The 12,349-nt window shown below is 58.5% G+C and carries 11 protein-coding genes; 7 read left to right on the top strand and 4 right to left on the bottom strand.

The genetic code is table 11. The features are described 5' to 3' along the window. The first annotated feature begins 33 nt into the window (after positions 1-33). From EYW47_RS11805 to EYW47_RS11795, 4 genes are all read left to right on the top strand, one after another. A complete protein-coding gene (locus EYW47_RS11805) occupies positions 34-780 on the top strand; it encodes an HAD domain-containing protein (protein ID WP_240763646.1) in 747 nt (248 codons plus the stop codon). Positions 781-851: 71 nt separating this feature from the next. Then, entirely contained in the window at positions 852-1,460 is a 609-nt protein-coding gene (locus EYW47_RS11800) for an RNA 2'-phosphotransferase (RefSeq protein ID WP_133195020.1), read from the top strand. Between the two features lie 71 nt (positions 1,461-1,531). Beyond that, entirely contained in the window at positions 1,532-1,741 is a 210-nt protein-coding gene (locus EYW47_RS42660; RefSeq protein WP_377785247.1) for a BPSL0761 family protein, read from the top strand. A gap of 175 nt (positions 1,742-1,916) precedes the next feature. Continuing rightward, entirely contained in the window at positions 1,917-2,744 is an 828-nt protein-coding gene (locus tag EYW47_RS11795) for an SIR2 family NAD-dependent protein deacylase (protein WP_133195019.1), read from the top strand. Positions 2,745-3,033: 289 nt separating this feature from the next. On the opposite strand, the gene EYW47_RS11790 is transcribed toward EYW47_RS11795, so the two are convergent. After that, a complete protein-coding gene (locus EYW47_RS11790) occupies positions 3,034-4,263 on the bottom strand; it encodes a PDDEXK family nuclease (RefSeq protein ID WP_133195018.1) in 1,230 nt (409 codons plus the stop codon). 568 nt (positions 4,264-4,831) lie between these two features. On the opposite strand from EYW47_RS11790, the gene EYW47_RS11785 reads away from it, so the two are divergent. The 3 genes from EYW47_RS11785 to EYW47_RS11775 all read left to right on the top strand — a co-directional run bounded on the left by EYW47_RS11785 (position 4,832) and on the right by EYW47_RS11775 (position 7,946). Continuing rightward, positions 4,832-5,356: a hypothetical protein gene (locus tag EYW47_RS11785; protein WP_133195017.1), complete on the top strand. Its 525-nt coding sequence runs from the start codon at positions 4,832-4,834 to the stop codon at positions 5,354-5,356. 594 nt (positions 5,357-5,950) lie between these two features. Further along, positions 5,951-7,318 (top strand): SidA/IucD/PvdA family monooxygenase, encoded by a 1,368-nt coding sequence (locus tag EYW47_RS11780; RefSeq protein WP_133195016.1) that lies wholly within the window; start codon positions 5,951-5,953, stop codon positions 7,316-7,318. A 97-nt stretch (positions 7,319-7,415) separates the two neighbouring features. Further along, on the top strand, positions 7,416-7,946 hold the full coding sequence (locus tag EYW47_RS11775) for a hypothetical protein (protein ID WP_133195015.1): 531 nt from the start codon (positions 7,416-7,418) through the stop codon (positions 7,944-7,946). 44 nt (positions 7,947-7,990) lie between these two features. On the opposite strand, the gene EYW47_RS11770 is transcribed toward EYW47_RS11775, so the two are convergent. From EYW47_RS11770 to EYW47_RS11760, 3 genes are read right to left on the bottom strand one after another with little or no spacing between them, the layout of a single operon-like run. After that, positions 7,991-8,206 carry a hypothetical protein gene (locus tag EYW47_RS11770; protein WP_133195014.1) on the bottom strand — a complete coding sequence of 72 codons (216 nt, stop codon included), beginning with the start codon at positions 8,204-8,206 and terminating at the stop codon, positions 7,991-7,993. After that, entirely contained in the window at positions 8,203-9,702 is a 1,500-nt protein-coding gene (locus tag EYW47_RS11765; RefSeq protein WP_133195013.1) for a S8 family serine peptidase, read from the bottom strand. Before EYW47_RS11765 ends, EYW47_RS11770 begins: the two co-directional genes overlap by 4 nt. A 24-nt stretch (positions 9,703-9,726) precedes the next feature. Beyond that, a complete protein-coding gene (locus EYW47_RS11760) occupies positions 9,727-12,342 on the bottom strand; it encodes a S8 family serine peptidase (RefSeq protein ID WP_133195012.1) in 2,616 nt (871 codons plus the stop codon). Positions 12,343-12,349: the final 7 nt, after the last annotated feature.

Below are 12,349 nucleotides of genomic sequence, written 5' to 3'. Positions count from 1 at the left end.
CGCCGTCTCGAGTGCGGCATTGACACCTTTGACATGGCGGACCTTGTCGGAGTCGATGTTGCGGCTCTGAGCCGCATCGAAGATGGTCACTCGTCCGACATCGCGCTGCTCTTCAAGGTGCTTGCGGAGCTAGGGTTGGAGATGCTCGTCATGACGCGCGACGACGCTAGTGATGCGTTGACGGCCATCGGACACACTGTCAACTGGCATTCGGTAATGGAGCAGCGCTCGCCTCCGCGAGCGCGCCCGGCTCCAACTCCGTTGACGCTCGACAACGCCACACCGACCCTCTTCGTCGACTTCGACGGGACGCTGCATATTGGCAACGCCTACATAGACGACGCCGGTGAGATAACACTCGACACCGGCCGGCCACTTCTGGAATTCGCGCCGCTTCTCGTCGAGCTTCTGGAGCCATATCCCGACGTGGAAATTGTGCTTACGACGTCGTGGACGAGGAGCTTGCCAGAGGAGCGCGTCATAGCCTATCTGCCTCACGAGCTACGCCAACGCGTCGCCGGGACTACAAGGGATATAAAGCCCCGGCGCAGCTATGTACTGGAAGGAACCGAGCGCACATACGTTATCAGTTGCTACGCTTTCGGCAAGCAGCTGAAAAATTGGCTTGCAATCGACGACGCAGTATTCGGCGCAGCCCGTTTTGGCCGGGAGCCTAGAGAGCTCGTCGACCACTTCCTGTTACTCGACCCAAGACGCGGCATCAGCGACGAAAACGCGCTGAGGCGCATCAAGGAGTGGCTCGTGAAGACACACACCTAGCGCGCTTGCTAACCTGGGCGCCATAGTGATTTGCGGAGTTCTTATTCCGGTTTCGCTCGAGAATTGACCATATGAACACCGATACAGAGCGTCATCCATCAGATGAGCACGTCGCGCTGAGCAAACTACTGTCGAAAATACTGCGGCATGAACCAGAGCTGGTTGGCATCCGACTCGACAGTCAAGGCTGGGTATCCGTCGACGAGCTTATACACGCAATCGAGCAGACTGCGCGTAAGGCTGGCGCCCCTAAGCGTCTGAGAACGCTGCCCACTGTCACGAAGGAACTCGTTCTGGCCGTCGTGACCACGAACGATAAACAGCGCTTTTCCCTTTCACCTGATGGCGAGCGAATACGCGCTGCACAAGGCCACTCTATAGAGATTGACCTGGGGTACGCAGCTGTGGAACCTCCAGCAATCCTCTATCACGGCACTGCCTGGAACAACTGGGCACATATCGCCCGTGAGGGTCTGCGGGCCCAAAGCAGGCAGGCGGTGCATTTGAGCGCCGATGTTGATACCGCGACGCGTGTTGGTGCTCGTCACGGCCGCCCCATCGTGCTTGTAGTTGACGCTGCGCGGATGCATTGCGACGGCTTTTCTTTCTCACGCTCGGACAACGGGGTTTGGCTTACGGCGCATGTCCCGGCCTCTTATCTCGCCCGTCTCAGAGAGTGAGCCTGACTTACCATTACTGCGTTGCCACACGAGCTATGAGTTTGATGTGAAGGCAAAGGAACCAATGAGCTATGACTATTCCATATGAGCGGACGTTGGCCGTACTGCGAGCGAGAGAACTACTGATGGAGCTCGCCCGTGCTGACGACATTGACCCGGATGTCTTATGTCGCGAAGCTGCGGCAATTCTCAAGCATTTTCCGACTTTGAGCGACGTCGACGCAGCAGCGGCGAAGGCGCCGAGTGTCTTCGCGAAAACGGACTCGGGGTGGATTGGCTGAGCAATCTACGGTACCCATGTGGGTCTGAGATTCTCGACTTGGCTGCCCATTTGGCCACTCGACGCGGCAGTGGAAATCCTAGCGCCGCACGCTCTTCGCGCGGCGCGACGGCCTGAAACTCAGAGACGATGTTTCGGCCCTCACTGCTGTTCAAATGGAGTAATGGAGGTAGCAGGTGGATAACGACGATGCAATCCAGCAGGCGGTCGACTGGATTAGCGATGCGAACGGGCTGCTCATCACCGCCGGTGCCGGCATGGGTGTAGATTCCGGTCTGCCAGACTTTCGGGGAACGGAGGGGTTCTGGCGTGCCTATCCGGCGCTGCGCCATCATGGTTTCTCGTTCGAGGACATAGCCAATCCCGCTGGCTTTACGAGCAACCCACGCTTGAGCTGGGGATTTTATGGACACCGACTCGCGCTCTATCGCTCAACCGTGCCTCATGCAGGCTTTGGCATCCTTCTCAAGTGGGCGTCGAAGATGAAGCACGGTGCGTTCGTGTTCACCAGTAATGTCGACGGCCAGTTCCAGAAGGCCGGCTTTGATGCCGAACGCATCGCGGAATGCCATGGGAGCATCCATCGGCTTCAATGCGTCGAGGCTTGCACCGATGACGCCTGGCCGGCGGACGACTTCAATCCCATCGTCAACGACACGAGTTGCCATCTCGAGAACGCGATGCCGAGATGCCCACACTGTGGCGCGCTCGCGCGGCCGAACATCCTGATGTTCGGGGATTGGAAGTGGGTGGAAAAGTACACGGACAGGCAAGAGAGTCGGCTTGCACGCTGGCTCGAATCCGTCGAGCGGCTCGTCGTTGTCGAAATGGGGGCCGGCCGGGCATTGCCGACCGTCAGGCGCTTCAGTGAGCGCCACGGACCTCGTGTTATTCGTATCAACCCGCGTGAATACACGATAGCGCCGACCGTGGGTTTGGGTATTGCGGGAGGTGCTTCTGAAACGCTTCAGTTAATCGATAACGTGCATGGCAACCGCGCATAAATCGGATAGTTAAAGAAACGAGAATACAAACTTGAAGGCAACCAGGTCTTCGACCTCACGGAAGCCCTGCGCGCCGTGGCAAGGCGCAGGCGCCGGCCGCCAAGACTCCTGAGCCTGCTGAGTCGCGGCAATGCCGGCCAAACCACGCAGGGCGGTCAAGCGCGCGGAGAGCACGTCAGCGGCTGCGGCTAGCCATCGAAGTCTGAGTTGTTCAGGCGCCAATGGTTGTGTTGGCGTCAGAGCCGGCGAACCGCGCTGCGGCGCAGTCTTTATGCCACGTAAGACTACATCAGACAACTGTAGCCGCCAGGCGCGGTCGCAGTGCATTGACGAGGGCGTTGGCGGTCTTGAGCAGCCAGGCCATCTGCTCTGATTCCATCTCGGGGCCTTCGTGCGGTAAGTATTCGATGAACAGCCCGCCAACTTCACGGCCGTCATCTCCCGTCGAATCTCCGACCCGGAACTGGACTGCATGCCCAATCTCTCCTTCCACGCCTGGCTGGTCCTCGAGAAGCGTCTGCATGACCTCCCGCCCCTCGGGCCCCTTGAACTTCACCGAGAAACCTGCCACGTTGCCGACGGTCCGATATGCGACAAGGCCGCCAACAGGGCCCGGAAGGTCCATTTTTACCCAGTTGTTTCCGCCGTGCCGCGGCGGTGACTGGTCCGGGTGGTCGAAGCGCACCTCGGCAATGAACCGCGTCCAGAACTCCTTGTTTTGTGCCTTCGAAGTACTTGCCGAGCTCGAGGCAGCCTCGGAGCCTTCCATTCCGATTGCCGCGGCGTCGCTGCGCACGGAGTTGGCGGCCTCGATGGGTACTTCCCTGCCCGCGCCGACGTATACCTCGCGACGTACCACCTCGGTTTGAATCGGCACGTTGGGCACGAGAAGCGTGCGGCCGCGTGCATCCCTGAAGAGCCTGATTTCGAGGAGCGCCAGCTTTGCCAGCAGGCCGCCCTGATTCGCCAGCAAGTTCTTCAGCGCATGCAAGTCGCTTCGAATGCCGTCACCCGCGATTGCGAGCAGAAAATCGCCACGCCGGAGTGACTCGTTCACAGAGTCGACAAAGCGTGCTTCCTCGAGCTCGGGATATGCCGCACTGACTGCCTTGAATATCGGACTCTCTCCCGTCAGGCCGCGCGCCTGCTTGAGCTTCGCTTCGAGGTCGGAGTAGGTCAGGCCAGACATCAACGACGCGTACTCAAAGAGCTGGGCGATGACTTCCCGGCGCGCGCCGGGATTGCGCCAGAGCTTGCACTCAATCAGGACGAGGCGGCCGGTAGGCGACACTCCGAGCAGGTCGAGAAAGACGTTGGATGCGCCATGCCGAAGGGGATATTCCCGACAAAGCGGCACAAAGGCCTCCCCTTGGCCAAACATTTCGACCATCGGAATGAGGGACGCGTACTCGAATAGCCTCTCCTGCAGCCAGCTCTCGCTCTGGCCACTGGTCAGCGAAACACGCTGAAACCCAACGAATCCGTCGTCGGAACCCTGCTCTTCCAGAAACACAGTCATCTAACGCCCTCTCGCAATGCGTTACTTGAACGTGAAATGTGCGCGCAGTCGCTATTGCGACGCGCTCAGATGCATGCCGCGCAGTCGTTAACGACAATTCTTACAAGAAACTTTAGCCAGCAGCCTCGAACCTACGAGGGAAGACCGGCGCATGCGTGGTTGCCTTGGCGAGTGGTTACGCGCTGACCACCCCATCAACTCGGCACAGATTTGGCTCAGCTCGAACGGTGCCGCGTGCGACTGGCCTGAGCGCGCGCGACTCATCGAGGCATGCCGCGTGGTCGCGATAAACGCGCTCGATTTGCCGTCCCGCAAACTGAGGCCGAGCTCTTCCAGCTCCTCAATTTGAACGCTGGCTGGTTTCTGGACTATCGGAAAGCCGTTGTCCAGACGAGTCACTCGCTTTGCGTCCCGCATCTGTCCACGGACACGAGCCTCACGTAGTTCAAACGCGCCCGCATCCCCTCGCCAGACTTGCGGAAGTACGGGACCGCGTAGCAAACTAAAACCCGCATGGCTCTCTCGCGGGGCTATACGGTCTAACGCCCCACGACGAAATCGGACGAACATGACTCACCTCACAGACGACCAGATTGCTGCTAAAGAACTGCGCAACGCTGCTTACCACGAGGCCGGCCACAAGATACTTTACGAGCGCTTCGGCGGCAGCGGCGACGCAGTCATATGGAGAAACGAGAGTGGAAATCCAGCGGAGAAGGCCTGGTGTGGACAGTTTCGACCCCGGACCTGCCCCGAAGAGGTACGCAAGATTGCGATTGCAAACGGGTTTCCCGCTCCTGACCTACCGATGAACTGGAAGGCAATAGTTGGTATGGCTGGCCTGTTGGCCGAGGACATTCTGAGCGGCGAAACTGATGACGTTGGCGCATTGGCAGATACCCTGTTCTTCAAAATCACCGGAGGAGAGGCATCAGCATCGGACCTCGCGTCAATGAACATCACGGACGTCGACGACTGCGCACTGAGTTACGACGTCGTCGACGAAGCCGTGCGACTTCTGCTCGAAGCATGGCCCCTCGTACAACAGGAGGCGGAATACCTAATCGAGTTTGCTGAATCCGAATGCATGTAAATTTCGGCTGCTCTGGCAACATCCGTTTTATTAGACTGGCAGATTGGCGCGCTTTCGATACTGTCAATGTTCGAAAAAGAAGCTGCCACGTAGTGCTCGCATTTAGGCACCATAGAACGAATCGAAGCCTGTGAGGGCTGCAAGACCGAACGGCTGAGCGTTGGTTTCATGCCTTACGTAAACGGACTCACTCGACTCTCTTGCGAGTAAGCGCTGGCCGAAGGCGGCCAGCGCGAGCCCCCTTGGGGGACAGGAGTCTAATGCGCCGGCGCGTGTCTACGTAGAAGTAGGCATCAATCCGACAATGTCCGAGCACGCCGGTTGCACCTGGCTTCCCGACTGTCGTCTGTCACTTAAGTGCACGGTTACCTGAAGGCCAATCCGGATGTCGCCGAGCGGGTCAAGACCCATCGGTGCGTACGTCACAGGAAGGGCGCACAGCTGGACCTATTTGCTGCATAACTATTCGCCAATGAAGTTCTCTTCCGTGGCGAATAGTGATGCTCGGCCGGGCGACACCCGCTGTGGTTGACTCACTCCAAACGCAGAGGGCATAGTGCCGGTTATCTCGTACATGGCACTGAAACCAGAAACATGTCCACACCAACGGCTCGCAAAACGACAAAATCCCGCCGCGTCCAGATAGCGGTTATTGGTGGTGGCCCCAAAGCAGCGGCAATCGCGGCCAAAGCCAAGGTTCTGCGAGACCTTGGAATCGCCAACGTTCGGGTGACCATCTTCGAGGCCGAACACATCGGGGCCTACTGGTCAGGAAGGGATACTGGCTACACGGATGGTGAACAACGTTTGTGCACGATTGCAGAGCGAGATGTCGGTTACCCGTACAAGTCGATGTTCGGCAGCGAGGTCGACGTCGCCATGGCATCGAATTTCTCGTGGGGAACGTTCCTGCATGGACGCACGCCGGGATATGAGCACGGTTACAGCACCTGGGTCGACGCCGGTCGCAAGCCTCCACGTCACAAGCATTTTGCAGACTACCTCCAGTGGGTCATAGTGGAGTCAGAGGCGACGGTAGTGAACAAGCGCGTGACCGCCCTCGATAAAGACACCGATGACAAGCGTTGGCGCATCGACAGCCAGAGGAAGAGCGGCAGCGCTTCGACACACCGAACCAGATTCAACGCCGTCGTCGTAACCGGCCCAGGTCCGGCCAATCGCCTGCCTGTGAAGCCCGCCAGGAGCGCAACTGTGCCGCGAGACAGAATCTTTGATGGCAGTAATTTCTGGTCACGCCGCGACGAGGTCCTTAAGGGACTGGAATTTGCCAAGGAAGTACGCAAGTATTCAGATAATCCCATCGTTATCGTCGGTGCGGGCGGCACCGCCGCGGCCATCCTTTCATGGCTGGTCGCCAATGGTGCACGGGATTTGCCCATCCAGTTGGTGGCAGGCCAGCCAACCCTTTACACACGGGTCGACAGTGTCTTTGAAAACCGGCTGTTCACTGACGAGGAGCAATGGCTGACACTATCGTCCGAATTGCGCAAAGCGTTTTTCGACCGGTTGAATCGCGGGGTTGTGTGGGCGACGGTGATGGACCACGTGTCATCCGCGACCAACTTCACGATGGTCGTTGGCCGGGCTCAGACAATCTCGGTGCCGACGTCTGGCGACATTGAGCTGTCCGTGCGACGCGACGATGGTGTAACGGTCCAGTTGCGGCCGTCGCTTTTAATTGACGCGTCGGGATTCGACGCCTGGTGGTTCCTCTCCCTCGTACGTGGGCTTCCCGCCCCGCTCCGAACGAAACGCCAAAGAGCCAAGCAGCGCGACCAGTGGCAGATAAGCATGGCGAACGGCCTCCAGTTGACCGGTCAGCCATGGGACGCCTATCCTGCCTTACATGCCCCGATGCTCTCAAGCAATGTCGGCCCCGGATTTGGCAGCCTGATGGTGTTGGGTGCTATGGCTGACCGGGTGATAAAGGCTCACATCTGAATACAGCCTGCCTTCGGCGCACCTTGATGCCCCCCCAGCAAAGGTGTATACGTATACATATGAACACGTGGGCTACGGCCCGGCACAGGGAAGCATCATGACAGTGACAGACAAAAATCTCGTCCTCCGCACGGTTTACATCGACCCCGAGGTCGACGACCAGCTGCGGAACGAGGCATTCGACCTCCGCACGAGCAAAAACGAACTTCTTCGCAATTATCTGCGCATTGGCATGCAGGTGGCCAAGGGTACGGCTGACGGCGAGGTAGTCATTGATAAGGCAGCTGCGAAGGCAGCAGTGGCGGCTGCGGGCGCGGCGGCGGTCGCGCCAGTATTCGCGTCGGCGGGCGCACCGCTGGTCGCATCGCTGGTCGCGTCAGTGCTCACCAAAAAGTCTGGAACTACTCGTCGTGCAGGCGCCGTCAAGACCGCGGCAGGAGCACCCGCTGCCACTAAAAATTCGGCAGCCAAGCGAGCGGCAGGAGCGCCCGTTGCCACTAAAAATCCGGCAGCCAAGCGAGCGGCAGGAGCGCCTGTTACCACTAAAAATCCGGCGGTCAAGCGAGCGGCAGGAGCACCCGCCACAGCTAAACACCCGACAGCCAAGCGAGCGGCAGCAGGGCGATAATCGTCCTGTGGCGACCGACGCTCTCTCTTTAAAGGCTTCTGGGTTCAGGCTAGCCTGTAAGTTCGTTGCTCGCTCGCTACCCAATGCTTCAATTTTTTGACGTCAGCCAACAAGTCGCTGGCCGGTCCATCCACCTCAAGCACCACTGCTTTCGACGGGCGCATGTCGAGGATTCGCACGCCAGCGTGCTCGCGAATCAAGCGGAGCTCGTCCTGCGGAATCTCTCCTGGACCTCTGAACACCAGAACAAAGCGGCTCATGACGTTCCTCCACCCATGTGAGGCAACCCCTTACCAACATCAGGCGCCCCGAAACCCAGCAACTTGCACTGGTCGTATAGCAACTCCTTCAAGTCAGCCAACCGCTCGGGGCTGCGCGGCCGACCTTTCAACTTGGGCGACGACTCCAGCAACCTCGCGGCAAGTCCGGACACCACAGGGCACGCCATTGAAGTACCGTCCTGCGCAGCGTATCCCACCGTGCCGACGGTCGAAATGACTGCGACACCGGGCGCTGCAAGGTCTACCTTCCCCCAGTTCGAGAAATCTGGAACGTAGTCATCCTTATCGCTACCAATTACCCGAGGTTGGTGCACCGAATGCACTGAGGTAGCAGGAAACGTTCCACGGCGGGCCAAAGCTGCTACCGAAACAACACTCGAGTAGACGGCGGGATATTGAGGGACGTCGCTCCCTTCGTTTCCTGATGCTGCTACAACCAATATGCCGGCCGCTTCCGCGTCCTCAATGGCAGCCTGAAGGACTGCGTCCTCATATTCCTGCCCGAGGCTCAGGTTGATAACATCAACGCCGGCATCAACGGCGGCCTTGATTCCATCGTACACGTACGTTGTGTCAGTTGCGCCGGAGTTGCGCTCAAAGACCCGGATGCTAATCAATTCTGCATTCGGCGCCAACCCTCTTGCGGCGCCGTTGGCGCCAATAATCCCGGCGACGTGTGTTCCGTGCCCAGTGCCATTGTCACCAAGGTCATCATCCTCGTCGGCCTGCGTGAAGGACGTGCGTTCGGACACATTCATGAGGTCACAGTGTTCGTCTATGCCGGTATCAATGACAGCAACCTTGACTTTCGGCGCATCCGGTTGGCAAGCCTCCGGGCAAAGTGCTTGTGAGCAGTGATATTTCAGACAATCCGCGGTTGCTGGCGTCAGGCTCTCCAGCGTGAAATTGACCGTCTTCGTCGACGTGACGCCTCGCCGCAGTTCCGCCCAAAAATCCGAGAAGGGAGCGACTCGGATATAGTCTGCATGCCCGCTCGTCGTGTTAATCGTCGCGCGCCCACGGCTGTTCGTTACGGCTGCGTGAGGTTCAGCAGCGCCTGGCTCCTTCAGCGTGACCGACGCTCCGGCAATCGGATTTCCGTTCGAGTCACACACCTTGATTTTGAAAGGCTTCCCCGCCGTCCAGGTGAGCGCCCCAAAATCAAAGGGAGCCCCTGCCATCAGGACGCGGTCTAGGTCGACAGCGGCAAGGCGATACGTGCGTACAGGATGGAGCGTAACGCCCGCGTTTGCCTCCTCAAAGGCGCGCGCCTGTGCATCCGTCAACTCCAGGACTGCAACACCGTCATCGACCGACGAAGAAGTCACAGAAATCTGTGCACCCTGCGGGAAGGCCTTGTGGAGCAGCGAACGCAGGGCACCTTGCTTGCGACCAGACTGCGCGAAAGGACCTACAAACTCCGTCTCCTCGACGGTCCTCGCCAGGACGATATATCGCTTGCTTTGTTCAGACATTTTCTTTGTTTCCGGAAATTCTTTTTACTTAGCCTGCGGGCGAATACGCATCGCGGCGCGAATATCGTTCATTCGAACTGCAGAGGTGGCCACCAGTTCTTGCGCGAGGTCCCCATAAACGTTGGCTGCGCCAGCCGGGTCGGTAATTGTCAACACGACCGCGAAGGGGATGCCTTCTTTAGGAAACTCTGCCTGGTCCCTCAAGACATAGTTGACACTCAGCCGCCATTCCGGCGAGCGACCAATGCCTTTGAAACTACCCTCAAGAACCTTCACTGGACTCCACTTCAACCCGTCCACCAGCAGCGCAGCCTCTCTGGATGTTCGTTTTAATCCGTGCGCGTGAACCGGCTTCGCGCGTCCAATCCACCCAACTTTTCCTACGTCCTCTTCGTCATCAAAGTCGTCATCTTCCTCATCCTCGCGCGCGACCTTGGCATTCGGGTTCCGCTGACGGAGCGCTGGCTCGAGATTGATACGTGCGACTTCTGCTCCATATTTGAAGTCAAGGGGGGGCGAGTAGACGAGCGTGAGGCGTGCAATACCGCGACAACGACCTGTTGCATCGACAAGCTCTTTGGGCCATCTGAAATCAATAATTGTGTTCTCATCGACCTGCAGATTGTCGTGAACGACTACGCCAAACGTATGCCTGTCGAGCATGAGCGATTGATGGCTTGCCCGGGGATAGCCGAAACCAATCAAGCTTCGGCCAATCCGTCGAGCTTGCTGACTTTGGAACGGCTTTTCGAAGTAGGTATTGTGCAAAAAGAGCGCTTGCACAACTTCGCGCGGTGCGACGCCCGCAAGCTCCATATCGAGCGCAGCGAGGGTTTTCGCAACCAAGGGGACTGCCATGCTTGTTCCCTTCACCGCTGCCAGCATCCCATCTTCCGTGACGCTAGAGAGGCCCGAGAGGTCGTTCTTGCCGTCGGCGCCACCAATATGGCAAACGTCCGGCTTCACCGAACCTCGCACACCCGGACCGCGTCTGCTGTAGCGCGCTGGTACATCTGGGAGGCAGTCCTTGACGCCAGCGCCGTTCATTGCGCCGACGGAAATATTCAACAGCGAGTCCGCCGGTCCCCACAGTGTGTCCGACTTGCTTTCAATCAATTGAGCGGCTGCGACTGATATGACCTTGTCCCATTCTGGCCGCCTGTCCTCGTCTCGAATATTCCCGGCGGAGATGACAAAGAACACATCATGCTCGTGGGCAATCTTGTCGAGCCGCGTCGCTTCCTCACTGAACCCGCTGTGTATCACGTCCTCTTTGTTGTTGAGGCTGAAGTTGAATACACGCACTCCATACTTCCTGCGGCACTCCGCGACGATGCGTTCAAGCTCATCCATGAACTTCGCGGACCCGTTGCCGTAGTGCTTCCCGAAGTACGCATCCTTCGTATGAAGCGCGACGTCAATTAACCAGCAACCGTTCTCTTCGAAGCGAACCCCGTATTCAGGATTGAAATGTCTCGCCCCAACGAGCAGTCCCGCAATATTCGTGGCATGGTCAAGGTCTCGGTGGTTGGCCGGTATCTTCCCGTACTTTGCCTTGACCCAAGCACTGAACTTGTCCGAAATGCCGCCGTCAACAACCGCGACCATCGGATACGCGACGTGCTCCTCAGGCTCAGGAATGGGTGCTGGGGTGACCGAGATGACGGTCGCCTTACGCTGAACCCGTTGGGCAACGGCCGATGCGTTGAGGGTGGGCGTCCGGTCAGATGAGAGGATGCGCGGCACGGCGACCGTGCGAACATTCGGGTGCTCACCAAGCAGCGACAGCAGTCGGTGGTGGGAATCATCCGAGTAGTCGCCATCCGCCATCAACTGCTCGCCGAACTTCGAAAGTTCGGAGACGCCGCGGATGACCGCAAAACCCGGTGAATCAGTTAGTCCAATGTACGCCAGGTGAATCGTCGGGAGAGTCTCTTCGAGGACGACATATACCCCGAGCGTATTCGACAGCTCCTTCAACGAGCGAACGAAAGAATCGGCCGGGTCATCTTCGAACCGCGTGCCACCTCTCGGGGCTTTCAGCTTTTCGAGAGATGCCGCGATAGGTTCGAACAGGCGAACGGCGTACATCGGCGCCAAGCCTGTTTCGGCGAACGTCGCAACAGCGTATTCGGATTCCGGCAGGCGCCGGTCAGCGGCAGACCAAAGGCGAAGACTCTCGAGGGCGCCGACTTCGGAACGCTCGCGATTCGGATTTACGACCCATTGCCCATGCTTATCACGTTTGCGAGTGGTCGCGTCATCGGCCCGTCCAACGCTTTCAAGAACCTGACCAAGCCCGAAGGCGCTTGTGCGGACGATGAGCTCACCGATGTCATCTCCTCCGACAACCGGTGCGCTATGCGGCGTGAACAGCTTTTTCACAGGCCGGTGCGTTTTCGCCCAAGCCTTCTCTTGAAGTCTGACCTTGACGAACCCCGACGAGCAAAATCGGGCGGCATTCTGCCGCAACTGCCCTTGAATTTCCTTCAGGCTAGAGGTCACAGCAGCCCGAAGCTCGGCGAACGCCGCGTCGCGGTCAGCGAAGAAATCCGTCTTCTTGCTACCCGGATTTACTTTGCGAGGTTGACGCAGGACTTTCGGGTTTTGTACGTATAAGAGTGGATAATCGCCAGCCATCACTTTC

The sequence above is a fragment of the Paraburkholderia silviterrae genome, from assembly GCF_004353915.1.
Classification (GTDB): domain Bacteria; phylum Pseudomonadota; class Gammaproteobacteria; order Burkholderiales; family Burkholderiaceae; genus Paraburkholderia; species Paraburkholderia silviterrae.
The sequence above is the reverse complement of the archived record's forward strand: the minus strand, read 5'-3'. Positions and strand labels throughout refer to the sequence as shown.